The sequence below is a fragment of the Candidatus Anstonellales archaeon genome (genome assembly GCA_038869735.1).
Lineage (GTDB): Archaea > Micrarchaeota > Micrarchaeia > Anstonellales > CG1-02-47-40 > JAWCQO01.
In genome coordinates this window covers 1-24,876 of sequence record JAWCQO010000001.1, presented here as the reverse complement: position 1 = coordinate 24,876, position 24,876 = coordinate 1, and the positions used below count along the sequence as shown (strand labels likewise).

Genomic DNA, 24,876 nt, shown 5'->3' with positions numbered 1-24,876 from the left:
GCCCCTTCCTTATGCCCTCCATTAAGACACCTAAATACCGTTTTTTTGACCACACAGCAGATATCCTTTATGAAGCATACGGACGAGATTTCAAAGAAGCACTGGAAAACGCCGCAAAGGCAATGTTCTCCGTGATTGGTAACGCAAAAGAAAAGAGAAAGATTAATGTTCATGTAAAGGGTGAAAACAAAGAATCATTGGTTGTGAGATTTCTTGAGACTTTATTATCAGAGTCCGAAATAAGAGACATAGTTTTTTCGCGTGTAAAAGTGCAAACGTTGGACACTCAGAATTTTGAGTTATTCGCAATAGCGTATGGAGAAAAAAAGCGCCCTAGAAACGCTGTTAAGGCTGTAACTTTCCATGAACTTCAGATAAATGAGGGAGAGGGCCGCTGTTCAATCCGTATTTTGCTTGATGTGTAAACTCCGCTTCCTCTCCTCTTATCCTCTTCAAAAATATCCTCATTTTCTCTTTTGAATCCTCCACGACTTCCATCTGTTTTTTGAACATTAGTGGTAATGTTTCAAGCCTCGCATCCTCGCTTTTTTTTATCATTACAACTACCTTTTTTATTTCGCTTTCGAGGCCGTTAAACCATCTAAATTCCCTTACCTTGCATTCAAATCCCCTTTCTTCTAAGGCACCCAATACGTCCTTATTTACCTCCATCTTTTTTGGAATCGCAAATATCACTAAAGAGCCACTGTCCAACAAATTTATGGCATCAATAAGAGTTTTTTCCTCAAAAAAAGGAGGAATTACAATCACAAAATTCGCTTTCTCAACTTCTGCATTGCCTACGATTTTTATATCTCCCCCCTTACTTGTCCTATCAAATTTGTGCCGAGCCATTTCCAAGATTCCTCTATTGCTCGGGTCCCATAAACGCCGGGGCACCGAAAGTTGAAAAAAGGAGGAGAAGATATCCGCAGCCATAGATATTGCTTCCTCCTTCGTCACATTTCTTGTTACATGTATCATTACGTCACTGGGTTTTATCCCCTTTAATGCAGTAAGAACTTGTCGTAAGTCTATTTGAAACCTCCTAGCAATCATACCCGGTCTTTCACCTTTTAAAATTGAGTCAGAAAGCAAGCTTGCGTTTTTTTGCCTAACTATCTCCCTAATATCCGAATTTCTTGATACAAATCCTTGAAATTCATCATAAGTAACCCTAATCTCTTTTGATAATTGTCGTAGTGTGAGCGGAATAGTGCTTTGCATCAGAATCCTATTAACCTCCCTTCTCATGAATTCATCTCTAACCGCTGCAAGGATGGGATTTGGTTTTGTGATTTTTGAAAGAATCTTTAAAAGCTCATCATGAGAAAGAGAATCAAACCTCCTTATCATCGCCTTCTTTATCTTTTTGTAATTTTCATCTTTTCTTGTACTTATTCTGTTAAAAAAGCTCATTACAATACCTCTCTTCGCGAATCCCAACTGCCTGCTGATTGCAACTTCTGAAGGAACAGACTTCAACTTGTTTATTGCCATAACAACCTCATGGGCAAAGCGTTTCTCGACCCATTCATACTCCTTTGTCCATGGGTGTCTGATTTCAAGTCCTTTCCTGAATTGGACAAGAGGCATCTTGAGGATTTTCCATCCTCTTACTCTTTCAAGTTGAGGAAATAGCTCAAATACAGATGAGACTGTACTTCGCATTACGTTCGTTTTCCTAGCAAGCAACATATTCGTTGGTATCGTTTCATTTTCATTTATTATCTTTTCTTTCAACAAGTAATAAAGACGCTCCATACGAATGCTTCTTATCTCTTTCTTCGGATTTGAACCGTTTCTCAGACTTTTTTTGAAAGATGACAACTGCACAAGATTCTCTCCCCGCGCAAGGCAAAAAGTCTTTCCTCAGCTATTCTCCATTCGTTTAGTTTCTCTATCTTCTCTTTTGATATTCCTGCTCACTCACAGACTCTGTCCATTGTAGGATTGCTTCTAAGTTCCGAATATGCTCAACAACACGTTGAAGTAATTTTCTATCGTATTTAGATGTTTTTTGTTCTGATGCCTTATTTCCCCCCCCAATATCATCTCGTCATCTCTTAAAGTACAAAAATTGCTGTTATGGTAGTTTTATATAATAAACTCCATTTGTATCCTTAACTACTATCGGGTCGTTTTTCATAAGAGAATTAATATTCAATTCAAAAACCCCACGTGACTTCATTCTTACATTTTCTAAATCAAGCACGATGGCGTGTCCGTCAGTCCCAAATCTCTTTGTCAACTCTTTTTCTATCCATTCAGCATCCCCCACATCATCGATTTCTTTTTTACCCTGAAATAAAAAGACCTTTGAACCACAACGACACCCTTCTTCTGCTTCTTCTATGTTTTTAATCAACTTTCCGCATCTAAGACATTTGTGCATGTTACATTTTAGTCAAGAAGAGTTATTAAATTTAATTTTAAAGTTGCTCTAATTTTTATGCAAGCCTCTTTAAAATTTCTGAGTAAAGTACATCTATATTTTTTCCAGTGAGTGCAGAAATTTCAACGACTGGATATTGAGGGAAGACCTCCCGAATTCTCTGTGAGTTTGCCTCTACCTTATCCATTTTGTTTGCCACTATAAGAAGTGGGATATTCCTTGCTTCAAGATTACCTAAAATAGTTGCATTGATTTGGTTATATGGCTCCTCGCATGCGTCCATAATAACTAGAGCTGCATCCACCTCTTCAAGATACTTAATTGCTTCAATAATGCCTCTTGTGGCTTCTTTTGCTCGCGCCTGTGCTTCTCTTGCTGATAAGCCGTACGCCATAAAGTCCCTATAATCAACCTTTACTGCTACTCCCGGCATATCCAATATATCCATTACCAGCTGGTGTCCGTTGATCCTCATCTTAATTTTTTCCTTTTTTTGTACGACACGCGTTTCGTGAGGTATAACTGAAACTTCCCCAATAGGCTCACCAACAAAATCCATACATATCCGATTTGCGAGAGTCGTTTTTCCAGCGTTGGGAGAGCCATAAAATCCAAGAGCTATCTGCTTTTTTTTACTTTTAAAGAGTGCAGATAATAACATTCTTATAGCAGTTTTTATTCGCGTGAACATATCTCATCATACTTCTTAAAACTTCTTTTAGGAAAGCTATTTTAACCTTTTCTTTTCTAAAAACCCCTAAAGAGGTGAGACCACATGTTTGATGAAGAGGATGAGGAAGAAGACTATGAGGATGATGACTACGAAGATACTTGGGAAGACGAAGAAGAGGATGAAGAGTATTAACCATAGAGCAGTTCTAAGTCTCCAGCTCATTCCTTCTTCCGGAAACGTCCTCTTTCTTTTTCGTTCTCTGTTTTTTCTTTTCTTATAATCTGCCTCCAGTTTAGATATATACCGTTTTAACTTTTAAGCACATATCTCAATCCATTTAAAGATTGCATTGAAAAGAATCAATATGGGGGAGGGAAATCTCTCTTTTGAAGAGGGAGCATACCTAATTCAATTAGCAAGAAGAACGTTGGAAGAATACTTTAAAAGAGGAGAAAAACTAAATCCTGATAGAAGAGATGGGATTCTCGGAGAGAAAAGGGGAGTTTTTGTGACTCTAAAGAGCTATCCTTTAAAAGAGCTTCGCGGGTGTATTGGTCACCCCTTTCCACAAATGCCCCTCTGCGACGCTGTAGTTGAAAATACCCTTGCTTCAGCATTTTTGGATTTTCGTTTTCCTCCTCTCACTTCCTTGGAACTCCATAAAATATTAATAGAAATAAGCGTTCTAACCGTGCCAAAAAAAGTGGTCGTTGAAAAGCCAAGCGATTATCCAACGAAAATAAAGATAGGTCGCGATGGTTTAATAGCAATGAGCAGAGGTCGGTTCGGCATTCTCTTACCTCAAGTGGCTTATGAACAAGGATGGAACGAGGAAGAATTCCTTTCTCACTGTTGCACAAAAGCGGGGATTGAGGCAGATTCTTGGAGAAAAGGGGAGGTGGAGTTCTACTCTTTTTCTGCTGAAATATTTGCAGAAGAAGAACCGTATGGCAAAATAAAAAAATATGAGGTGTATACATCCATTCCTTTCACCTACCATCTGGGCCTTTTCTATGAGGGTGATTTAAATCAAAATAAAAATAATAAAAGAGGGAAAGCGCACATTGCTTGAGCTTCCAGAAGGCGTAGACTTGAATCCCACCGAAGACGTAGAATTTTTTCATCTAAAAGGTGGCTTTTACCTCCTCTCAATAAGCGCGTTTGAAGAATCCAAAAAAGAGACATCATCGACCCAATTAAGCCCCATCGAGTTGGCAGTTATATACAAACTATCGAAAATTAAGTTTGAAAATAGAACACCTTCGGTCGTATCAAAGATATTATCGAGTGAAGAAAAAAAGGTCCTTTCATCCTTACTTGAAAAAAGAGCCGTATGGCTCTTCAAAAAAGGAAAATATTCTAAGGAAGGTGTTTATAACATCTCTGAGACTGCATATAGGTTAGGGACAGACAGCCAGCCGCAGCCTGAAGATACCTCCGAAAAAAAGGAGTTTCTTCCACCTATACTTGGAGGGAAGGAGTACGCCATTTTAGAGGCATCCGAAATAGAAAGACTTCAAGACAATCAGATGCGTGAGCTTATAAAAAGAGGTGACTTACTTGGTACAATCGGTTTTGACAAACGCCTCTACCTAGCAACGCGTACTTTTTATGAAATCCATTCCCCCATCTTTATAAACTCCCTTTCCTCTGCCCCCAAAACTGTAGAGCAGCTCTCACAGGATCTTCACTTAAATCAAGATGCATGCCGCGTTATGCTCGCATTCCTCTCTGAAAAAGGAGAGATTTTAGAAAAAAAGAAAGGGTTTTATCAAGTTGTTTAATATGCCATCACATTTAACAATCCGTGACCCTATTCATGGAGACATTCAGCTAACAGAAACTGAAAAAAGGCTTTTAGACTCCCCATCAATGCAAAGACTGAGAAAAATAAGACAGCTTGCTATGGCCCATCTGGTTTATCCTGGAGCAAATCATACACGGTTTGAGCACTCTCTTGGAACAATGGAGCTTGCTGAAAGACTTTGTCAGTCTTGTGGCATTTCTAGAGAGGAAAAAGAAAAAATCCGCCTCTCATCCCTCCTCCACGACATAGGACACATTTGCTTCTCCCACGAATCTGAAGCAGTAACAAAAGAATTCCTTGGAAGCCATGAAACAATCGGAAGAAAAAGAATTGAAAAAGGAGAAATATCTGATATACTTAAAGAGAACTGGGATCCAAAGGAGATATCACAACTCTCTTTTTCTAATTCCTCGGGCAGTTTGATCAGCTCGGACATAGGCTCCGACAGAATGGATTACCTTCTGAGAGATGCGCACTACACAGGCGTGGCTTATGGAGTTATAGATAAAGAAAGAATTATCTCAACATGCGCTTTTGATAAGGACGGGTTGTACCTAAAATATGGAGCACTTGCAGCCGCAGAATCACTCCTCCTTGGTCGCTTTCTTATGTATTCTGCAGTCTATATGCACCCTACTGTAAGGATAGCATCAGCAATGTTGCAACGGGCACTATCGCTAGCGCTACGTAACAATGCTATTGACAGAGAATTCCTCCTTTCTGCTGGAGACGACGAAGTCCTTCTTTTTCTCAAAAATGTGTCAGAGTGCAAGAGAATAATAACTCAACTTCAGGAAAGAAGATTATTCAAAAAAGCCTTTATTGCTGATTCATCATCAATTCCATTGAGCCACATAAAGAAGATTGAAGAGGAAATTGAAAGTGAATCAGACACTGTTGTCATAGTCGATTTTCCCCAAAGTTTTGTGCGCACAATAAATGTTAAAATAGAGGATGAATCTGGAAAAATAGTAAATCTTGAGAGACTATCCCCGTTGGTCAGCTCCCTTTCTCAGGCAGAACGGCTCCGCTTAAAGATAATTGTCTGTTGTGAGAAGCAAGATGTAGCAAAAGTGCAAAAGGTAGCAAAAAAGCTTATCTCTGAAGCTATCTTACCAGATAATCTACGATTTTAACCAACAAGATAAAGACTGCAGTAAAAATTACTACTGCCCCTGGTTCAAATTTTATTCCACCCATATCTTCATTTGCACTTATGCCAAGTATTCCTGCTGAAGAAGGTGGCGTTCCTATAGTTGTCCGTGATACAGACATACCTACTCAAACTCCTTTCCTTTTTTAGTCATTCTTAACTTCTTTCAAGTATTTAATAATATCCACATTTTCGCCATCGCAAAGCTTTTCTAAAAGTTCCTTTAAATCTGAGGCTTCTACCCCACTCATCTTAAGGTGTTCTCTCAGTATTCTGAGACTTGTTTCTGAGATGCTCATTTTTTCACTTATCATCATTCGAATAGCGTTCACTTTTTTTGCAAATGAACTTGATTCAATTGAATTATCAATAAAAACAAATGCCTCTTCAAAATTTGGGATAGTCACATCAGCATTTGTTAATCCTTCACGCATAGTGCCAGAGAGAAATAATTTAATTATCGGTTTAACTCCTTCGTTGCTTTTTAATATTTCTCTAACTGTTCGTTTAATCTCATCCTCTATTTGCTGTGGCTCACCATTATCAAAAAAAATCTCTCTAAAAAAGAATGGACGTGTCTTAATGGGAAAAAATTCCGCATTCCTAGTTTTTGTGTCATATATGATGTATCCTTTCTCCCCTTCCTCATCCTTCTTCATTTGGGTCAGTACAGTTGAACCAGGAATAATCAATTTTCCACCATAAGCTTCCTTTTTCTTATGTACATGGCCACAAACGTATAAATCAAATCCCGGCGGCAGGTCTTCGAAGGATGCAAATTCCTCATTTTTGGAGAAGATAAATTCAGACAAGGATTGGTGGAATACAAATATGTTAAATGCACCTTTCTTTGGTTCAAACCTAATCCGTGCCAATGCAGGTTTGAACAAGTCCTCAGGGACTCCTCCTAATCCTACAATAACTACTTTTTGTCCATCTTTATCGAATTCTTGAGGATTTCTGTGGATGTCAACAAGAAAACCTGCTAAATGCAAAAACTTAACAATATTCATCTCACCCTTTGGTTTTATCTCATGAGTTCCACAGATAGCCAAAATCGGTATTTTAATTTCATTGATTATTGATATGAAATCTAACACAGTCGAAAATGTTGGATTTGGCAAATCAAATATATCCCCCGGCATAAGAAGAACGTCAGCCTTCTGCGAGGCTTCAATCATCGCCGTTCGCCCTTGGACAAAGGCGTCTTCTCCCCATTTTGAGTGGCCGAAATGAGTGTCAGAAACAATGGCAATCCTCATGCTTCCTTCCCCAACATTTTTATAAAAGAAAATCTAATAAGCCAAACTATGGTCGATAAATTGGTTTTTGCTCTAATCACTATCATAACAATCATCCTTATAGTATATTTCTTAACTAGGTAACAAATTCTGCCCAAAACATAGCACTCAAAAACCTAAACAGGTCAAAAACCTATATAAAGAACTCTTAATCGCCACCCCACTTCCTACAATGCGATTCATCAGAGCAACAGCTAAAGTGCTGATCTAAATTAAATAGCTAACAATCGCGCATAAGATAAGAAAAAGAAAGCAGTTTTTAGTTGAAGTTGCCACTCTAAACGCCCAATAGCTTAACAGAAACATTTTTAAATAAGGTTGGTCATAAGCAAAGCTACCATTTTATAAACATTATGCTTATTTTGCGAAAACCCATTTAAGCATGAGCATGGAGGTAGAGCTTTATGGCAAATGCTTGTCCGGATTGCGGCAATACAAAACTTACGAGGGACTATAAACGAGGCGAGCTTATCTGTTCAAACTGCGGGTTGATAATCCAGGAAAGCATGGCTGATTTGGGACCAGAGTGGCGAGCATTTGACTCAGAGCAAAAAGAAAAGCGTGCGAGAGGAGGAGCACCGATCAAATTTATGCGTCCTAACAAAGGATTAGTAACCGAAATAGACCAATATAATAGGGATATCCGTGGAGCAAAAATCTCTCCAAAAAAACAAGCCCAGTTTTATAGAATGAGAAAATGGCATAAGCGCGCATCTATTGCTTCTTCAATGGAACGAAATCTTGCTATTGCCCTCTCAGAACTTGATAGAATTGCATCCTACCTTGGTTTGCCTGATTCGATACGCGAGAGCGCTGCCCTTCTTTACCGCCGATGTATCCGGGAAGAACTCATACGCGGCAGACTCATTGAGTCGGTCGTTTCTGCAGTCATTTATGCGACATGTCGTTTGCATGGAATCCCGCGCACATTAGATGAAATCGCAAAAGTGTCGGGCATAGAAAAAAAGGAGATAGGAAGAGCCTATCGCTTTGTTCGCAGGGAACTTGAACTCAAAGTACCTCTCACCGACCCGTCTCAATACGTACCCAAATTCACAGCAGCACTAAAACTCTCCGGACAGGTCCAGGAAAAAGCCATTCAACTCCTTAAAAAGTCAATCAAAAAAGGTCTTATTTCAGGAAGAGGTCCCACAGGAGTTGCAGCTGCGGCAGTGTACATCGCAAGCGCAATTTATGGGGAGAGAAGAACACAAAAGGAAGTTGCAGATGTGGCAGGTGTCACTGAAGTAACCATCCGCAATAGATATAGAGAACTGAAAAAAGAACTCGGCTTAAAGGTTGCACTATAAACTCTAAACTCGAGTCTGACCCAAATGGAAAAATTAGTTCTTGCATATTCCGGAGGGCTTGATACATCTTGTATTCTTAGGTGGTTAGTCGATAAAGGCTATGAGGTAATAGCATTCACTGCAAACCTTGGCCAGAAAGAAGACTTTGAAAAAGTAAAGCAAAAAGCCCTTTCAACTGGAGCATCTAAATTTATTCTTCGCGATTTGAGGCGCGAATTCGTAACAGATTTCATATTCCCAGCAATCAGAGCAAATGCAATTTACGAGGGTCGCTATCTTTTAGGAACGTCTCTCGCACGCCCTCTTACTGCAAAACATCAAATAGAAATCGCTCATGAAGAAGAAGCACAATACGTTGCCCACGGAGCCACGGGAAAGGGAAATGATCAATGTCGCTTTGAACTTACATATCTTGCTCTTGACCCAAAAATAAAGATAATCTCACCTTGGAAAGATCCAGAATTTTTATCTCAGTTTAAAGGGAGAGACGACCTTCTGCAATACGCAAAGAAATATGGGATTCCTGTAGAAGCAACGGTTTCAAAACCATATTCTGAAGATGAAAACCTTATGCACATATCTCATGAAGCAGGAATACTCGAAGACCCTGCTCATATACCAGATGATTCAGTATACTCTCGCACAGTATCGCCACAAAGAGCTCCAGATAAAAGCACTTGGCTTGAAATTTACTTTAAAGATGGGAACCCAATAAAAGTAGTCAATCTCAATACAAATGAAGTAAAAGAGGATCCCCTTGAGCTTTTTCTTTATCTCAATAAAATTGGAGCAGAAAACGGGGTTGGAAGAGTAGACATGGTTGAAAATCGCTTTGTTGGAATAAAATCACGAGGCTTATATGAAACCCCAGCAGGCACAATTCTGTATATCGCACATAAGGATATAGAATCTATCGCTATGGATAGGGAAGTAATGCGACTTCGAGACATGCTATCTCCCAAAATGGCAGAAGCAATATACTATGGCTTTTGGTTCTCTCCTGAAATGGAATTTCTGATGGCTGCTGTCGACAAGAGTCAAGAATACATAGACGGAAAGGTTGTCCTTGAAATTTATAAAGGAAACGTCTTTACACGTGCAAGGGAATCCCCCTCATCTTTGTATGATAAGGAGCTAAGCTCTATGCATATTGAAGGTGGATTTGATCAGAAAGATTCGGCAGGCTTTATAAGGATAAATGCAATTCGCCTTATGGCTCATCGTGCAATAGTCGAAAAGCAAAAAAGAGAGAGGAGATACAACAAAAAACCCATTCAGTGAGTAGCCTTTTTGGATTTTGAGTGACCCGCATCTCTTTTAGAAGGGGAGATACAACAAAAAACCCATTCAGTGAGTAGCCTGCATCCTCTGTATCTCCATCACGCTTCTGATTCTCCCGTAGTCTTTTGGGAAATGTCTGCCTCTCATAAAGAAATTTTTTTCATACGTCTTTGCTTCGAATTTGCTTATTATAACTTCAGTGGCGTTCTCTATATCAAAGTCCTTGCATGAAAAAATATCCACAGAAACGAAATTTTTCTCGGGAAATGTATGTACTGAAATATGGCTTTCAGCTATCAGCACAATTCCAGAAATGCCCCAATCTTCGGGCCTAAGTCCACTGTAAGAAAATGTATAAGGTGGCATTATTTTTGTCATTCCAATCAGTTCAGGCATCTCGTCTAAAAAGCTATAAATAAAATTTATATCTTTTAATTTTCTTTTGTTGCAACCATACATATCAATAGTTAAATGAGGCCCAAACATTTCAATATATCCTCCGCCCTTTTTCCACTTTTGAAAATGGAAAAAAGACGAAAATCCATTTTTCCTTCATTATTTATAAATCTTTATGTTTGTTGGAGGAAATCAAACCTATATAATCAGATTTAATCAAAAAAATAATCTTATAAACCAATTTAACAAAAAAGGTCATTATATAAACTATTTTTTTTCATTTTCATCATCTTATGCTTCTTTTTGTTTCTTTTGCTTTTGTTTTGTTTTCTTTTTTTTGCTTTTTAAGTTCATTATGTAACTGTGAAGAGATTTTGCAACTATCCTGCCTCAAAACTTTTTCATATTCTCCCTCCACAATAAAAAGTTTGGTGTATATACTTAAAGAAGGCACGTATAAAACATCAAAGTTACGGTGGATTTTATGAGAACATGTTCCTTCTGCGGTCAGTCTGTAAAAGAATACGAATTGCATTACATCAACGGCTTACCTGCATGTGTGTCCTGTGAAGACCAGATGCAAAAGGTTGGTTCGGAGATTCCATGTCAGCGTTGCGGCATATATGTACCCACTCATGAACTCAAGATGTTCCGCTCAAGACTCTTTTGCAATTACTGTATAATGGATATGGAAGACGAACAGCGGTCAGAAGAAATCAGAATAAGAAAAAATATTATTAGCATTGAACGAGAAGATTTAGCCTCCGATAAAGACGAGATCCATAGCGAGAGCAGTATTGGCGGAATCTGTGAGAAATGTCAAATTAACTCCGATATCTTATACTTCCTTTCTGGCAAAAAACTCTGCAAAAAATGTTTTGAGAATTTCACGCCAGATGTTTATCCCTCTTCAGGTAGCAGCTTCTTCGGTTCAGCAATACTAATCATGAAAAAAATTGCAGATAAACTATACGGAAAGAACATAACTATAAATTTACGTGCCAAAGCAGAAGAAAATCTCAACAAAACAATGCAGTTTATAGAAGAAAATAAGGATCTGATTAATCGTTATCCTATCCAAATAGACAGAGATCTCTGGTCCTATGTAAATCGCCTTTCTATCGAAGAAAAGGCTCGTTTTTACGAGGGTTATCTTACACTAATTCTATCTGATAATAGCTCATTTGACCTCGGCTACTATCTAAGTTCTCTTCCCCCAAAAAAGCAGTCAAAAATTATCTTTACTATATATTTTCTCTCTTCTCCAAATCAAAACAAGAATTCAATTGCAACCAAAGTCGATTTTGATAAGGTAAAAGAACTAATCAAGAATGCAAAAGAAGAACGTTAGTGTTGCTTTTTTAAATGATGATTCTATTATTTTTTACATGCCCGATATTATCTTTGAAGTTTCGAGCGAAGCGGCACGCAAGGTTGGTGGAATATATACTGTGCTACAAACAAAGGCACCTTATCTGGTCAAAAAATACGGTGATAATTATATATTACTTGGATTTCTTGACGAACTGACAACGTTTGAATTCAGAGAAGAAAAAGCAGACGAGGAAATCCAAAAAATCATTGACAAACTTGGAAGAGACGGAATAGAAGTAAAATACGGAAGATGGACGCTTGGAGGCGGAGCTCAAATATTCCTGATCAGCGGCAAAAAACACGGCGAACTGATGGTAACTTATGAGAATCATGAAACAAGAACAGATAAAAAACTAAATTATATCAAATTCCTCCTCTGGAAGCATTTTCAGATTGACTCCCTTATGGAAAAATCATGGGATTTCTCTGAAAACGTACTTTGGGGCTGGTGTGTCGGCATGCTTCTTGAGGAGCTAATATCTACCAAGAGATTCTCCAAAAAGAGGGCAGTAGCACACTTTCATGAATGGATATCCGGTTCAGCTCTCCTTTATTGTAAGCTCAGAAAACTCCCACTCAAAACCGTATTTACAACGCATGCAACAGTCCTGGGTAGGACACTATCCTCTTACGGTCATAACCTCTTAGCTGATGCCGCTAGAGGAACCAGACAAATAGATGTTTCGGTTGCTTACCAACTTAAAGTTGAGGGAAAACATCAACTTGAGGTCGCTGCTGCCAACGCAGCAGATATTTTAACAACTGTTTCAGAGACTGTAGCCGATGAAGTAAAATATATCCTTGGACGGAAATCAGATATAATAACTATAAATGGAATTGATTTTGAAGCAGGTAAAGATGAAAAACAGATTTCAAGCTTATCCAAATACGTAAGGTTGGAGCTAATCCAATTTTTGGAATCTCTTTTTATCCCTTATTATGACCAATCCTATAAGAACCCTCTATTAATCTATATTTCGGGCAGGTACGAGTTCAAAAACAAAGGATTTGACATATATATAAATGCTCTTGGAAAATTGAATTCAATCCTTAGAGAAAAAGCTCCTGAGAGAAGAGTGTTTGCCTTCATCTTTACTCCAACTGCGGTATCAGGGCCTCGCGTAGACATGATAAAAAATTATTTACTTCTTGACAAAATACACGAGATATTGGAAAAAACGCTGGGTGAAGATTTTCGAACCAAAGACTATACCAATCTTCGCTCATGCATAAAGAACAAAATAGTCTCGAGTCAACTGAGGCAGAAGATAGAGACTATGATGAGCGGCTTTAGCCGCGGTTCAGGAAAACCCACCCTAAACTGTTTTGATTTAATTTATCCCTCCGACCAAATAGTCCGAGCATGCGCTCTAGCCGGGTTAACAAATGCAAAGGAAGACGTCGTAAAAGTAATTTTTTACCCAACATATGTAAAATCAAATGACGGATTACTCAATCTCGATTATTACGATGTAATATCTGGAATGGATGTGGGTGTCTTTCCTTCAAGATACGAACCATTTGGTTATACCCCGCTTGAAGCCGCTCTTAATCTAAATGTTTCAATAACCACAGACAACACGGGTTTTGGGAGATACGTATCTAGCAGGGTAAATCTAAAAAACCGAGGAATAACCGTACTTCGCATGTCTGACGTATCTGAGACTGCCGTTGTCGACGAACTTGCAAACGAATTGGAGAAACTATACAATCTTGATTTATCTTCTCTCGAACAATTAAAAAGTGATGCCTATAATCTCGTTCGCCTTTGCGATTGGAAGGAACTAATACAAAACTACTTTAAGGCTTACCAGCTCACAGAGAAAACCGCACAGCTTGGTACCTCTTTATAATTCTTTATGTTATAGCGACTAAGAATTAAACCCCATCTAAAAGCAACTTATGAAGCTCTCCTTTGTGTTTTATTTGGGGAACTAATCAAACAGCGCAGAGGATACCTGCATGATATCTTTTTAACACAGCAGCAGGAAAAAAGAAAACTTTAAATTATCCCTCCAGTAAAGAGAGAACCATGAAAAAAATGGTCTACGCGTTCTTTATTCTGATGCTATCATTTCACCTAATTTTTTCAGTGCAGATGCTTGAACCTTATTTTAGAAATCTACGCCATGGAGATGTAATAAATATAGGTGAAATGGGGCCGGGTCAAACCATAGCGATCTCTGTAAAGCCTGAAGTTTCAGTTGGAGGGAAATTTGGTCAGGGTGGAGTATATGACCAGCTTATCATAACTGACGCTCCTCCTCAATGGAAATTCAAAAACAGCAAGCTTACCTCAAGCCCTCTCCAAGCCGAGTTTAGCGCTCCTCCAGATGCCCAGGAGGGCGAGTATGACGTAAAATTGAGGATACTTGATGAAGAAAACCGGGAGGAATTAGGCTTTTTAGACTTTACTGCGAAGGTAGTCATAAAAAAAGATCTTCTCTCTATGGATATTACGCCTACAACCAAACAAACAAATGCTGGCCAGCCGGCAAAATTCTCAATCACACTTACCAATAAAGGGAATGCAAACGACGTTTTTGAGCTTCGGTCAGAAGGCTTTAGGGAATGGAAGTTTAAAAAAGAACTTTTCCTTCCTGCAAAGACTAGTAAGACTATTAGCTACGAAGTTGTCGGCAACGAGGAAGGCAACTATAAAGTAGATATAATAGCCGTTTCCAAATCAAGCCACGCAGTAAGCGATAAAAAAACAGTTACTGTTCTCATTCACACAAATCTATTATCCGACTACAAAGCTATAAACAACGGAGTCTTAATATTCCCTCTATTTGAAAGTCCGGTTTATGCACTAGCAGGTTTAATTTCAAATCTGGTCGGATGACTCGACAAATTTTTAGAAGAAAAATGTTGCGTTGACCTGTTACGTCGGTGGTGGACACTCTTGGATAATGATAGTCGAAACTACGATTATTCTCACCTACTAAAAAAGAAAATAACAAAGAGAGATTTTAGTCTAGACAATAAAAGAAAAGAGGCAGCTGAATATGCAGCAAAGGCCCTCTGTCAGGGAGAATCAAACCTTCAAGAGATCAAAAAAGAGGCAAGTAAAAAGTTTTCCCTGCAATCTGTTCTTCGGAATTCAGACATACTCGCCGTTCTCAGTCCCTCACAAAAAACAAAACGCATTCTCTCTCTTCTTCTAAAAACACCTACACGTACGCTTTCCGGAGTCTCCCCCGTTGCAGTTATGCCAAAACCCTTTCCCTGTGTCGGTTTTTGTACTTACTGCCCAAAAGGAATCGGCGCTCCTCAAAGCTATACTGGTTTTGAGCCGATGACTATGAGAGCAATCCAAAACAACTATGACCCAAAAAAACAAGTTTTAGCTCGTCTCAAGCAGTATTCACAACAGGGCCATCCGACTGACAAGTGCCACCTTATCCTAATGGGAGGCACCTTTTTGGCCGTACCAAAAGATTATAGACACAAGTTTGTTAAGGAGTGTTATGATGCCTTTAATGGTTTTGATTCTCCAACAATAGAAGAATCCAAAAAAGCAAATGAAAAAGCAACACATAGAGTAATAGGAGTTACATTTGAAACTCGTCCAGATTGGTGCTTTGAAAACGAAATAGACGATGCACTTTTACTTGGCGGAACACAAATGGAATTGGGCGTCCAAACTCTATCTGATGAGGTATACAAAAAGGTGAAGCGAGGACATACCGTTTCTGATGTAAAAAAAGCTACTGATCTTCTTAAGAACTCAGCATTTAAAGTTTGCTACCACATGATGCTTGGTCTTTTTGCATCTCCGCAAGAAGACGAAAAATACTTTCGCACTCTTTTTTCGGACCCGGATTTTAAGCCAGATATGCTAAAAATATACCCTACACTTGTTCTTGAGGGAACTCCACTCTATGAGCAATACAAAAGAGGAGAATTTAGTCCATATACTAGCGAAGAAGCCGCAGAAGTCATACTGAGAATTACAAAATACTTTCCGCCCTATGTTCGCGTTATGCGCGTCCAACGAGACATACCCTCCAATCTTATCCACGCCGGAGTCAAACATTCGAACCTAAGGCAGCTAGTGGACCAAAAGCTCAAGCGTGCAGGTATTTTGTGTCAATGTGTTAGGTGTCGTGAAATTGGAAATGAAGGACGAGGTTTTCGAAAAATCGGAGATGTAGATCTAAGTTTAGAGAGAATTGACTATGAAGCAAATGGAGGTCATGAAATTTTTTTATCCTTTGAAGATAAGCGAAAACACATTCTTGCAGCTTTTTGTAGATTGCGAGTCCCTCCTACCTCTCACAGACCAGAAATAACAGATAAAACTGCATTAATCCGCGAGCTCCATGTTTATGGGGCTGAAGTCGAAATAGGACAAAGTGAAATGGATAAAATCCAGCATAAAGGTCTTGGAAAAAAGCTTCTTGCGGAAGCAGAAAAAATCTCAAGAGAAGAATTTGAAAAAAGAAAGCTTCTAATAATCTCTGGTGCAGGCGCCCGCCCATATTACTACAAACTAGGTTATATACCAGATGGAGCGTACGTAAGCAAAAGCCTTTGAGGTATATTTTTTAATTGCATCTTCCAAATCTCTAGAACATGTATTCTGAGTCCGTTAGAGAATTATTATCTAAAAAGGGAATTGAGGAAGGGGACAAGATAAAAGTAGTAAGAGACGATTTAACTTTTGAAGGCATGCTCCTTCCAAAAATAGGGTTTGGTGACCCCAGTTGTATAGTTCTGAAGCTAGATAACGGATATAACATCGGTATAGACATTAACACAATATCTGATATCTCACTTTTATCCAAAGGAAGGATTCAAAAAGAAGACGAAGTCATAACTGTTCCCTCCACTCTCCAAATTCCAAAAAAAAGAATATCTGTTCTTGCCTGTGGCGGTACGATAGCTTCTAAGGTAGAATATGAAACCGGAGCAGTTAAACCCTCTGTTTCAGCCGAGGAAATCGTTTCAGAATTCCATGAATTACACTCCCTTGCTTCATTTGATACGAAACAGATTTTCAATATTTTATCTGAGGACATGACTCCACAACATTGGTCAATAATGGCAAAGGAAGTATATGACGTAATTAAGAGTGGAACAGAGGGAGTAGTTATAGCTCATGGTACTGATACGATGGGATATAGTGCTGCTGCTCTCTCATTTATGCTTCAGGACCCTCCTATTCCGATAGTCCTTACAGGTTCACAGCGCTCCACTGATAGGGGTTCATCTGACAATAAGATAAATCTTATCTGCTCTGTCCTATGCGCAAAGTCAGATATTGCCCATGTAGGTGTTTGCATGCATGCGACTTCAAGCGACGACTTCTGCTATTTTCATCTTGGAACAAGAGTAAGAAAAATGCACACATCTCGCAGAGACGCCTTTCAAACAATAGGTGGCGAGCCACTCGCCATAATAGATTATTTAAAAAAATCCGTGTCTCCTTTAACCAGCTATCGAAAGCGTGATGAAGGTCGCCAGCTCAAATTTGATAACCGTTTAAATCCAAACGTTGCGCTAATATACGCCCACCCAGGAATAAAGCCTGAATTTATATCTTCACTTTCAAAATATGACGGGGTAGTTATTGCAGCTACGGGTTTGGGTCATGTCAGCACAAACTATTTGGGAGATGGATTCACCCCCCCAATTATAGATTCCATAAAAGAGTTATGTACTTCAGGCATCCCTATAGTGATAGCTCCTCAAACAATCTTCGGTCGCATTGATATGAATGTTTATGCCAATGGAAGAAGACTTCTAGAAACAGGTGTAATTGGAAACGGTTGTGACATGATTCCAGAAACTGCCTTGGTTAAGCTTATGTGGGTTCTTGGCCACGAGAAAGACCCGAAGAGGATTAAGGAAGAAATGGAGAGAAACATTGCAGGAGAGATTACAGAAAGGAGTAGTTTGATATGAAGTGTGGACTTGAAATCCATCAGCGACTTGACACAAATAAACTGTTTTGCAATTGTCCATCCCCTCCAACCGAGTCAGAAGTTATTCCTTCCCGAATAATCAAGAGACGACTGCACCCCGTCTCATCTGAAATTGGGACCCTAGACTCAGCTGCACTTTTTGAAGCCTCATCTGATAAGTCATTTACCTATCTTGCTCCTTATCAATACTCCTGTCTTGTCGAGTTAGATGAAGAACCCCCTCACAAAATAAATCCCGAAGCGCTATTGTTTGCGTTAGAGCTAGCTAACTATTTTGGCTCAACACCAGTTGATGAAGTTCAAGTTATGCGAAAAACAGTGATTGACGGCTCAGACACTTCAGGCTTCCAACGAACAATGCTACTTGCAGTAGGAGGTTCGGTAGAGACGTCACGAGGCCACGTTGGCATACAGACTATATGTCTTGAGGAAGAAAGCGCAGGAATAATTGAGAGAAAAAAAGGAGAAACCCTCTACTCTCTTGGTAGGTTGGGTATTCCGCTAGTTGAAATAGCAACAGCTCCCGAAATCATTGACGGAGAGCATGCAAAGGAAGTAGCGTCCATCATAGGCGAAATCCTTCGACTTTCAGGAAGAGTCCAACGTGGCATAGGTACTATCAGACAAGACCTCAACATATCAGTTGAAGGGGGTGCACGTGTCGAAATAAAAGGAGCTCAGGAGCTAAACCAGTTGCCTACTCTAATTGAAAATGAAATAAAGCGACAGAATAGTCTTTTGGAGCTCATGAACAATCTCAAATCGAGGTTCGGCGAGTTTAGTGGTTTTCCAGCCTATATCTCAGAAGTTACAAGCGTTTTTACAAATACTCGCTGTGCAATGATAAAAAAAATGCTATCACAAAAATGTGGGGTCTTCGGAATACGTCTTCCAAAGCATAAGGGTATCCTGGGATTTGAGTTATGCCCAGGCATAAGATATGGCACCGAACTTTCTTTTTATGCAAAAACAGCTGGCGTAGGAGGAATATTACACTCAGACGAAGATTTAAGCAGATACTCGATTAGCAATGAAGAATTAGAAAAACTAAAGACTCGACTCAATTTAGGCGAAGATGACGCCTTTGTTTTGGTTATAGGAGATGAAAGGACAGCCAGAAAAGCTCTTTTAGCTGTCTGGACACGGGCTATGGAACTGGCAGTGCCATCAGAAACTCGCAGGGCAAATGCAGATGGGACTACCTCTTATATGCGGCCCTTAGGAGGAGGAGCTCGCATGTATCCAGAAACCGACATCCCCCCTATCCGAATAACTAAAGAAATGCTTGAAGAAATTAACCGGAGGGTCGAAAGCAAAAAACCTCACAAAATAAAAGAAAAAGTTGAACGCCTTCTAAACAACAAGGAACTTGCTTCCCAGATGCTAAAATCAAAACATCTGAATCTGTTCTTATCGCTCTCAGAAAAGTTTGGGAACCCTTCTCTAATAGCCGTTACGCTGACAAAGACACTTACTCAATTGAGGAGAGAAGGTTTCGAATCAAAGAATTTAGAAATAACTCTCTCAGATCTCTTCTCTGCCTATTCCTCCGGTCTGTTTGCAAAAGCAGCGCTCCCAGAAATACTAAAAAAAATGGTAACTGGCAAGACAGCGCAGGAGGCGGTAGCAGAACTGAATCTTTCAAAAATAAGCGGAGAAGAACTCAGGAGAATCATCTTGCAAGAGGAACGGGATATTTCAAAAATAATGGAAAAATATAGGCTAAGAATAGACAGCGAAGAACTCCGAAGTGCCATGAATAGTGAGCAGAAATGAACACCAAATCCAGAGAAAATAGATTTGAAAAATACTACTTAATCCTATCTACTCATCTTTCTCCCTACTCAAAAGTTGCATATTCCGCTTTCGTTATACTGATAATCTCCCTTCTTATGCTCGCATTTTTAGAAGTCGCAGCTTTTGGTGTAATATCCGTTTTTAAATCCCTAAATAGCACTCCATCTGTCATTCGTGCAGGTGAATATAAAAACCAATCATTTTTGAAGGAATATTTCATATATGAAGATGAACCTGCCTCTGTTATGGAGTACTCCCCCTATATAGACTATATTAGGCGCCCTAACATCTCCGGAAAATACATAAACACAAACCACGATTCTTTGCGTTTTACTTTCAACCCATGTTCAAATAACAACTCTATAAAGATTTTCTTTTTCGGAGGCTCAACAGCATGGGGACACGGTGTACCCGATAACTTTACTCTTCCTTCGCTTCTTTCAAGAAAACTTTGTGAGAAAGGAGTAAGTGTAAATGTAACGAATTTTGGGGAAAGCGGCTATGTTAATACTCAGTCAGAGATAAGGCTCCTCCTTGAGCTTAGAAAAGGAAATGTACCTCATTATGCAATTTTTTACGATGGCATAAATGAAGCCTTGGCAGCGTACCATGCAGGTGAAGCAGGGGTTCCTTATGGAATTGAAAACAGAAAATTAGATTTCGGGCTAAATAAAAGATTTAACCTCATAACCCCAATCTTCTACCAAACAAGCATTGGAAAAATCGTTCTGAAAGTATCAAAGACTCTCTTTGGAGAAAAGAAGAAACTCTACTCTGAGGATAGATTAGCGTCTTTGTCAGAGGAGGTATCCAATGTCTATTTTGAAAACTTAAAAACAATTGATATACTCTCAAAAGGCTACGGTTTTAAGTCCCTCTATTTCTGGCAGCCAGTTCTATTTACAAAAGAAAAGAAGTCACAAGAGGAGCTTGATTTTTTGCTAAACCGAGAAGAGCTGAAGCCGTTCTTTCAAGCAGTATACAACAAGGTTGTTACTCATCCCAGAAGATATTCATTTAAATTTTATGATCTAAAAGATGCATTTAGTAACACCTCAGATACAACATATATAGACTTATACCATCTTAACAAAATAGGAAATGAGATTATAGCTGATCTAATTGCTACCGCCGTATATAACGAGTTGAAAAATAATGAGTAAAGAGCCTTCATTCATTTCCGAACTTATTGAATTCATACGCATACGAAAACTGTGGTGGCTCGCACCAATTTTTATTTTGCTCGCGATAATAGGTGTTTTGATATTACTTGCTCAAACAACTGCACTCTCCCAATTTGTCTATGCCTTTATTTAAAAAATTGGAAATTTGCTACAAAAAGGCTGAATTTATGGATTGGGCAATCAACATAAAATCTAAAAAAGAAGAGTTGAAAATGGCTAATTTCGGACACAAAGTGGGGTACATCCTCTCCTTCATTTTTTTTTCTCTTATCCTTTTCTTGCTTCTTTCATTTACAAATAAACTACCAAAGGAAGTCAGCTATCCTCATATTCTTTTCCTAGTTTTTCTTTTAGTTTTAATATCCAATCTGCTGAAGCGGTTATTTATATGAAGAATCTAAGGGCGTTTATATCCGGCTTTAAAATTGGCGTTAGGGATTTCGGAGAAACCATCTCAATTCTCTTTAATACAGGGCTCCTTTTTTTTGTCTATATACTTGGAATAGGGATTACGGCCATACTCTCAAAGACTTTGGGAAAGCATTTTCTTGATAAACAAATTTCAAATAACGCTGAGACCTACTGGATAGACACAACTCTTGGAAAAGGAACTAAGGAGACATACAAGCGAAGATTCTAGGTGAAAGCGATGAATGTTCTTGGTATTGGCTGTTATTACCATGATGCATCGGCTTCTCTTATACGAGATGGAATCTGTGTTGCAGCAGCAGAGGAAGAAAGATTCACACGAAAAAAACATGATAATTCTTTTCCTATAAATGCTATCCGGTGGTGCTTGGAGAGTGAGGGACTTAAACCAACCGATATAGACTGTGTTGCATTTTATGAAAAGCCTTTCTTAAAATTTGAGCGCATCGTCTACCAATATTTAGATACATTCCCATATAGTTTCTTTACATTTGCCGGTGCAATGCCGTCTTATCTCTCAGAAAAAGTCAGAATAAAAGAAGTAATCAAAAAACGCATACCTTATGAAGGTGAAATCTTCTTCGTTGAGCACCACATTGCACATGCAGCAAGTGCTTTTTTTTCAAGTCCGTTTCAGAGAGCAGCAATTCTTACAATTGATGGTGTAGGTGAATGGACAACTACCGCTTACGGCGTGGGTGAAAAAAATAAAATAATCCTAAACAAAGAGATCCGCTTTCCTTCATCAATAGGTCTCCTTTATTCAACCATAACTGCCTATCTTGGTTTTTCAGTAAATAACTCTGAATATAAAGTAATGGGTCTTGCTGCATACGGAAATATGAACAAAGAAGCAAATCCATACTACAAAAAATTGCTTTCAATTATTGACATAAAGTCTGATGGAAGTTATAGGCTGGATATGGAGTATTTTTCTTATCTTGCAAGCAACAAAATGCCATCAAAAAAGCTCTGTGATCTCTTGGGTGGACCTGTAAGAAGAAAAAACGAAGAAATTACTCAGAGGCACAAAGATATAGCAGCAGCTGTACAACTCATTACAGAAGAAGTTATAAGTCGTATCCTAAACCACCTCTTTAAAGAAACAAAATGCACAAATCTTGTTATGGCAGGAGGGGTTGCCCTTAATAGTGTATATAATGGTAAGATACTATCACGTACTCCATTCAAAGACGTCTGGATTCAGCCAAACGCATCCGACGGCGGAGGGAGTCTGGGAGCAGCTCTGTTCATCTATAACTCTGTTTTTTCTCAAGAGCGAAAATACGAAATGAAAACAGCCTATCTTGGCCCCAACTTCTCAAACGAACAGATTCTTGCTTTTCTACAAGATAACGATATAAAATTTACGCGATTCACAAGTAAAAGGGAAAAGATATCAAAAACAGCAAAATTAATTTACGAAAACAACATAGTTGGTTGGTTTCAGGGAAGGATGGAATGGGGGCCGAGGGCCCTAGGCGCACGAAGCATCCTCTCAAATCCTTGCAATCCGCAAATGAAGAATATTCTTAATATGAAGGTAAAACACCGTGAACTATTTAGACCTTTTGCTCCGGTAGTGTGCGAAGATGATGCTCCCAAATATTTCGATTGTGATTATCCAATCCCAAAGCCCACCGATTTTATGCTTATGGTTTATCCAATCAAGGAGAACTGGCGCTCAAAAATACCAGCAGTAACGCATGTTGACGGAAGCGGAAGACTTCAAACAATAAGGCGATATCAAAATGAGGAATATTATGATTTAATAAAGGAGTTTGGGAAACTATCAGGCATCCCTATCCTTATTAATACTTCATTTAATATTCGGGGAGAGCCCATCGTCTGTACTCCATATGATGCGTTTATGTGTTTCACAGGAACAGGAATCGATTACTTGGTATTGGAGGATTATCTAATAAAAAAGGAAGATAACCTTGAGTTTGAATGGGATAGCGAGAAATACGCAGACGATTAGTTTCTGCCATTTAAGCATCGAGATATTCTTGATTTCTTCTTATATACTCCTCTCCAAACCACTCGCTTTCAAGCTTTTTTCTCAATTCCTTAAGCTTTTTGATTTCGGAGTATGTGGAAACAAGCGCAACCTTTCCATCGAAGCCGGATTCTTGCAGTTCATTAATTCTGGATCTGTCAATTTTATTAATGACTACTAAGCCGTTCTCCCCTTCTTCTGCCAAAGCTAATGTGTAGGACTCAAGCATTCTCTTCTCTTTCCAAGAAAGTTTAGCTGGTCTTTTCTTTATGACTACAAAATCAAAATTCGCTTCACCTGCCAAATAGAGCATCCGCGTAAGGCTCATGTTCTTTACAAATCTTATGCCTAACAACACAAAAGATAAAAAACAAATAATCTTTAATTTTCTTATCCCTGCTTAGATGATGTCAGAATTTTGACAAGGCTCACCCCACCATGCGCCGCCACCTTTTTCATAAAGCCTTTTTTTCTATGCCACCCTTTCGATCTAACTCTCTTAAGAAGTTCCATCCTTCTTTTTCGCTTCCAAATTATAGCCAGACACCTATCAACTTCTTCATTTTGACACCCTGCACTCATATGTCTAAAGGGCTCCAAAAATCTCATTGCAAAGTCTAATCTATTAATATAACTTGTAGATTTTATATAATAATCAAGTGTTTTTTCCAATCCATACCCTTTGCACATCTCCATAAACCTTTTGGCAGGTTTTGAGTTGCTAAGACGAATGTCTAAACCATCCCCTTCAAAAAGAAAGTTTAATGCGCTGACTTTTATTGCCCTTTGTCCAGACGAGTTGCACCCAGTATACCCGCCTCCCTCATAAACAGGAAAAACCACCATGTTCTGTTTTTCTTTCCAAATCATCAGAATAGCCTTTGCTATCTGGCGTTCTGTAAGAGGGGAGACTAAATCCGCATCTACACTTATCAAAATATCTGCTCCATTTCTTTTTGCATATAATAATCCTTCCAAAAATGCCGTGCCCTTCCCTTTATTTTCTGGAAGAGAAATTACTTTTGCTCCAAGATTTCTTGCTACAGAGGCCGTGTTATCTGTGGAACCGTCATCTATCACTACAAAGTCATCTATAGTCCCCCATTTTATAAGTTTCAACCCGCTCTTTATAATAACTGAAATATTATTCTCTTCGTTATATGCAGGTGTCATTAACACTACTCGAGGATATTTACTCTCTTCCATATACAATCCCCCAGATTTCAATGGTTTCTCCGGGTTCGTAACTCTGTTCTCATTATCTTCTAATATTATAGTGTCATATCTTTATAAATGTTGTTATTTTTTTACTATTGTGTTAATCTTATCAATCTAAGCTTTTATAACCCAAGATCTACAATGAAAAAATTATAAACAACTATTTTAAAAGCTACCATTTATGAAGCTACCAGCACTAAGCAAAAAAGTCACGGGAGTCTTAACCATAATTGCTTCGATTCTTATCATTATTGCTGTGTACTACCTATCTTTTTCTCTTAAAAATCCAGAGAAATTCGGATATTTTGGAGCTTTTTTAATAGGCTTAATATCATCTGGAACGGTCATCCTTCCAGCACCTGGCGTCTGGTCCCTATTAGTGCTGGGCAATCTCGCAAATCCGTTCATAATTGGATTTTTGTTTGGCATAGGTTCTGCATTAGGAGAGGTATCCGGCTATCTTGCAGGCCTCGGGAGCACTAAGCTACTCGATGAGAATAAAAAAGAGATAGAAAACAACATAATTGCAGTAAAAAAGTGGGGCGCACTAGCAATATTTGTTTTTGCACTTATACCAAACCCCCTGTTCGATTTTGCAGGGATAGCGGCTGGTTTGATAAGGATGAATT

The 24,876-nt window shown here is 38.8% G+C and carries 26 protein-coding genes; 18 read left to right on the top strand and 8 right to left on the bottom strand.

Annotation, left to right across the window (positions count from 1 at the left end; translation table 11 throughout):
- Positions 1 to 11: 11 nt before the first annotated feature.
- The gene (locus tag QXF67_00130; GenBank protein ID MEM3059934.1) at positions 12 to 425 is read left to right on the top strand and encodes an archease; all 414 of its coding nucleotides are present in this window, start codon (positions 12 to 14) and stop codon (positions 423 to 425) included.
- On the opposite strand, the gene QXF67_00125 is transcribed toward QXF67_00130, so the two are convergent.
- The 3 genes from QXF67_00125 to QXF67_00115 form a co-directional block, all read right to left on the bottom strand.
- On the bottom strand, positions 346 to 1,836 hold the full coding sequence (locus QXF67_00125; protein MEM3059933.1) for a hypothetical protein: 1,491 nt from the start codon (positions 1,834 to 1,836) through the stop codon (positions 346 to 348). The genes QXF67_00130 and QXF67_00125 overlap by 80 nt on opposite strands.
- A 250-nt stretch (positions 1,837 to 2,086) precedes the next feature.
- Positions 2,087 to 2,395 carry a Zn-ribbon containing protein gene (locus QXF67_00120; protein ID MEM3059932.1) on the bottom strand — a complete coding sequence of 103 codons (309 nt, stop codon included), beginning with the start codon at positions 2,393 to 2,395 and terminating at the stop codon, positions 2,087 to 2,089.
- 55 nt (positions 2,396 to 2,450) lie between these two features.
- Positions 2,451 to 3,086, bottom strand: a complete 636-nt coding sequence (locus QXF67_00115; GenBank protein MEM3059931.1) for an Era-like GTP-binding protein — start codon at positions 3,084 to 3,086, stop codon at positions 2,451 to 2,453.
- 346 nt (positions 3,087 to 3,432) lie between these two features.
- Here QXF67_00115 and QXF67_00110 point away from each other — a divergent pair, with 346 nt between their 5' ends.
- The 3 genes from QXF67_00110 to QXF67_00100 are packed head-to-tail and all read left to right on the top strand — an operon-like array spanning position 3,433 to position 6,011.
- Positions 3,433 to 4,140, top strand: a complete 708-nt coding sequence (locus QXF67_00110; protein ID MEM3059930.1) for a TIGR00296 family protein — start codon at positions 3,433 to 3,435, stop codon at positions 4,138 to 4,140.
- Entirely contained in the window at positions 4,133 to 4,852 is a 720-nt protein-coding gene (locus tag QXF67_00105) for a hypothetical protein (GenBank protein MEM3059929.1), read from the top strand. Before QXF67_00110 ends, QXF67_00105 begins: the two co-directional genes overlap by 8 nt.
- Before the next feature lies 1 nt (position 4,853).
- Entirely contained in the window at positions 4,854 to 6,011 is a 1,158-nt protein-coding gene (locus QXF67_00100; GenBank protein ID MEM3059928.1) for an HD domain-containing protein, read from the top strand.
- Here QXF67_00100 and QXF67_00095 read toward each other — a convergent pair.
- Positions 5,983 to 6,150, bottom strand: coding sequence for a preprotein translocase subunit Sec61beta (locus QXF67_00095; GenBank protein ID MEM3059927.1), 168 nt, complete (start codon positions 6,148 to 6,150; stop codon positions 5,983 to 5,985). The genes QXF67_00100 and QXF67_00095 overlap by 29 nt on opposite strands.
- Positions 6,151 to 6,174: 24 nt before the next feature.
- A complete protein-coding gene (locus tag QXF67_00090) occupies positions 6,175 to 7,290 on the bottom strand; it encodes a DNA repair exonuclease (protein ID MEM3059926.1) in 1,116 nt (371 codons plus the stop codon).
- Between the two features lie 443 nt (positions 7,291 to 7,733).
- Here QXF67_00090 and QXF67_00085 point away from each other — a divergent pair, with 443 nt between their 5' ends.
- Entirely contained in the window at positions 7,734 to 8,639 is a 906-nt protein-coding gene (locus QXF67_00085; GenBank protein ID MEM3059925.1) for a transcription initiation factor IIB, read from the top strand.
- 24 nt (positions 8,640 to 8,663) lie between these two features.
- Positions 8,664 to 9,920, top strand: a complete 1,257-nt coding sequence (locus QXF67_00080; protein MEM3059924.1) for an argininosuccinate synthase — start codon at positions 8,664 to 8,666, stop codon at positions 9,918 to 9,920.
- A gap of 66 nt (positions 9,921 to 9,986) precedes the next feature.
- On the opposite strand, the gene speD is transcribed toward QXF67_00080, so the two are convergent.
- Positions 9,987 to 10,406 carry an adenosylmethionine decarboxylase gene (gene speD / locus QXF67_00075; GenBank protein MEM3059923.1) on the bottom strand — a complete coding sequence of 140 codons (420 nt, stop codon included), beginning with the start codon at positions 10,404 to 10,406 and terminating at the stop codon, positions 9,987 to 9,989.
- 394 nt (positions 10,407 to 10,800) lie between these two features.
- Here speD and QXF67_00070 point away from each other — a divergent pair, with 394 nt between their 5' ends.
- The 11 genes from QXF67_00070 to QXF67_00020 all read left to right on the top strand — a co-directional run bounded on the left by QXF67_00070 (position 10,801) and on the right by QXF67_00020 (position 23,011).
- Positions 10,801 to 11,667 (top strand): hypothetical protein, encoded by an 867-nt coding sequence (locus tag QXF67_00070; GenBank protein MEM3059922.1) that lies wholly within the window; start codon positions 10,801 to 10,803, stop codon positions 11,665 to 11,667.
- Positions 11,668 to 11,704: 37 nt separating this feature from the next.
- On the top strand, positions 11,705 to 13,543 hold the full coding sequence (locus tag QXF67_00065; protein MEM3059921.1) for a glycogen/starch synthase: 1,839 nt from the start codon (positions 11,705 to 11,707) through the stop codon (positions 13,541 to 13,543).
- Between the two features lie 179 nt (positions 13,544 to 13,722).
- Entirely contained in the window at positions 13,723 to 14,535 is an 813-nt protein-coding gene (locus tag QXF67_00060) for a hypothetical protein (protein MEM3059920.1), read from the top strand.
- A gap of 60 nt (positions 14,536 to 14,595) precedes the next feature.
- Positions 14,596 to 16,230, top strand: a complete 1,635-nt coding sequence (locus QXF67_00055) for a tRNA uridine(34) 5-carboxymethylaminomethyl modification radical SAM/GNAT enzyme Elp3 (GenBank protein ID MEM3059919.1) — start codon at positions 14,596 to 14,598, stop codon at positions 16,228 to 16,230.
- 38 nt (positions 16,231 to 16,268) lie between these two features.
- Positions 16,269 to 17,600 (top strand): Glu-tRNA(Gln) amidotransferase subunit GatD, encoded by a 1,332-nt coding sequence (gene gatD / locus QXF67_00050; GenBank protein ID MEM3059918.1) that lies wholly within the window; start codon positions 16,269 to 16,271, stop codon positions 17,598 to 17,600.
- A complete protein-coding gene (gene gatE / locus QXF67_00045) occupies positions 17,597 to 19,396 on the top strand; it encodes a Glu-tRNA(Gln) amidotransferase subunit GatE (protein MEM3059917.1) in 1,800 nt (599 codons plus the stop codon). The genes gatD and gatE overlap by 4 nt, the downstream gene beginning before the upstream one ends.
- Positions 19,393 to 20,580, top strand: a complete 1,188-nt coding sequence (locus QXF67_00040) for an SGNH/GDSL hydrolase family protein (GenBank protein MEM3059916.1) — start codon at positions 19,393 to 19,395, stop codon at positions 20,578 to 20,580. The genes gatE and QXF67_00040 overlap by 4 nt, the downstream gene beginning before the upstream one ends.
- A complete protein-coding gene (locus QXF67_00035) occupies positions 20,573 to 20,734 on the top strand; it encodes a DUF5989 family protein (GenBank protein MEM3059915.1) in 162 nt (53 codons plus the stop codon). Before QXF67_00040 ends, QXF67_00035 begins: the two co-directional genes overlap by 8 nt.
- Before the next feature lie 34 nt (positions 20,735 to 20,768).
- Entirely contained in the window at positions 20,769 to 20,993 is a 225-nt protein-coding gene (locus QXF67_00030) for a hypothetical protein (GenBank protein ID MEM3059914.1), read from the top strand.
- Positions 20,990 to 21,241: a hypothetical protein gene (locus QXF67_00025; protein MEM3059913.1), complete on the top strand. Its 252-nt coding sequence runs from the start codon at positions 20,990 to 20,992 to the stop codon at positions 21,239 to 21,241. Before QXF67_00030 ends, QXF67_00025 begins: the two co-directional genes overlap by 4 nt.
- A 9-nt stretch (positions 21,242 to 21,250) precedes the next feature.
- The gene (locus QXF67_00020) at positions 21,251 to 23,011 is read left to right on the top strand and encodes a carbamoyltransferase (protein ID MEM3059912.1); all 1,761 of its coding nucleotides are present in this window, start codon (positions 21,251 to 21,253) and stop codon (positions 23,009 to 23,011) included.
- A gap of 10 nt (positions 23,012 to 23,021) precedes the next feature.
- Here QXF67_00020 and QXF67_00015 read toward each other — a convergent pair whose 3' ends face one another.
- Together QXF67_00015 and QXF67_00010 are read right to left on the bottom strand one after the other, a co-directional pair.
- The gene (locus tag QXF67_00015) at positions 23,022 to 23,387 is read right to left on the bottom strand and encodes a hypothetical protein (protein MEM3059911.1); all 366 of its coding nucleotides are present in this window, start codon (positions 23,385 to 23,387) and stop codon (positions 23,022 to 23,024) included.
- A gap of 32 nt (positions 23,388 to 23,419) precedes the next feature.
- On the bottom strand, positions 23,420 to 24,235 hold the full coding sequence (locus QXF67_00010) for a glycosyltransferase family 2 protein (protein ID MEM3059910.1): 816 nt from the start codon (positions 24,233 to 24,235) through the stop codon (positions 23,420 to 23,422).
- Between the two features lie 193 nt (positions 24,236 to 24,428).
- On the opposite strand from QXF67_00010, the gene QXF67_00005 reads away from it, so the two are divergent.
- Positions 24,429 to 24,876, top strand: a 448-nt coding sequence (locus QXF67_00005; protein ID MEM3059909.1) for a hypothetical protein, incomplete at its 3' end; no start/stop codon positions are given.

What these genes read in the sequence shown, in the direction of transcription:
- QXF67_00130 (MEM3059934.1), top strand. Translation starts at nt 12, where the DNA reads ATGCCCTCCATTAAGACACCTAAATACCGTTTTTTTGACCACACAGCA.
- QXF67_00120 (MEM3059932.1), bottom strand. Translation starts at nt 2,395, where the DNA reads ATGCACAAATGTCTTAGATGCGGAAAGTTGATTAAAAACATAGAAGAA.
- QXF67_00115 (MEM3059931.1), bottom strand. Translation starts at nt 3,086, where the DNA reads ATGTTCACGCGAATAAAAACTGCTATAAGAATGTTATTATCTGCACTC.
- QXF67_00110 (MEM3059930.1), top strand. Translation starts at nt 3,433, where the DNA reads ATGGGGGAGGGAAATCTCTCTTTTGAAGAGGGAGCATACCTAATTCAA.
- QXF67_00100 (MEM3059928.1), top strand. Translation starts at nt 4,854, where the DNA reads ATGCCATCACATTTAACAATCCGTGACCCTATTCATGGAGACATTCAG.
- QXF67_00095 (MEM3059927.1), bottom strand. Translation starts at nt 6,150, where the DNA reads ATGTCTGTATCACGGACAACTATAGGAACGCCACCTTCTTCAGCAGGA.
- QXF67_00090 (MEM3059926.1), bottom strand. Translation starts at nt 7,290, where the DNA reads ATGAGGATTGCCATTGTTTCTGACACTCATTTCGGCCACTCAAAATGG.
- QXF67_00085 (MEM3059925.1), top strand. Translation starts at nt 7,734, where the DNA reads ATGGCAAATGCTTGTCCGGATTGCGGCAATACAAAACTTACGAGGGAC.
- QXF67_00080 (MEM3059924.1), top strand. Translation starts at nt 8,664, where the DNA reads ATGGAAAAATTAGTTCTTGCATATTCCGGAGGGCTTGATACATCTTGT.
- speD (MEM3059923.1), bottom strand. Translation starts at nt 10,406, where the DNA reads ATGTTTGGGCCTCATTTAACTATTGATATGTATGGTTGCAACAAAAGA.
- QXF67_00070 (MEM3059922.1), top strand. Translation starts at nt 10,801, where the DNA reads ATGAGAACATGTTCCTTCTGCGGTCAGTCTGTAAAAGAATACGAATTG.
- QXF67_00065 (MEM3059921.1), top strand. Translation starts at nt 11,705, where the DNA reads ATGCCCGATATTATCTTTGAAGTTTCGAGCGAAGCGGCACGCAAGGTT.
- QXF67_00060 (MEM3059920.1), top strand. Translation starts at nt 13,723, where the DNA reads ATGAAAAAAATGGTCTACGCGTTCTTTATTCTGATGCTATCATTTCAC.
- gatD (MEM3059918.1), top strand. Translation starts at nt 16,269, where the DNA reads ATGTATTCTGAGTCCGTTAGAGAATTATTATCTAAAAAGGGAATTGAG.
- gatE (MEM3059917.1), top strand. Translation starts at nt 17,597, where the DNA reads ATGAAGTGTGGACTTGAAATCCATCAGCGACTTGACACAAATAAACTG.
- QXF67_00040 (MEM3059916.1), top strand. Translation starts at nt 19,393, where the DNA reads ATGAACACCAAATCCAGAGAAAATAGATTTGAAAAATACTACTTAATC.
- QXF67_00035 (MEM3059915.1), top strand. Translation starts at nt 20,573, where the DNA reads ATGAGTAAAGAGCCTTCATTCATTTCCGAACTTATTGAATTCATACGC.
- QXF67_00030 (MEM3059914.1), top strand. Translation starts at nt 20,769, where the DNA reads ATGGATTGGGCAATCAACATAAAATCTAAAAAAGAAGAGTTGAAAATG.
- QXF67_00025 (MEM3059913.1), top strand. Translation starts at nt 20,990, where the DNA reads ATGAAGAATCTAAGGGCGTTTATATCCGGCTTTAAAATTGGCGTTAGG.
- QXF67_00020 (MEM3059912.1), top strand. Translation starts at nt 21,251, where the DNA reads ATGAATGTTCTTGGTATTGGCTGTTATTACCATGATGCATCGGCTTCT.
- QXF67_00010 (MEM3059910.1), bottom strand. Translation starts at nt 24,235, where the DNA reads ATGGAAGAGAGTAAATATCCTCGAGTAGTGTTAATGACACCTGCATAT.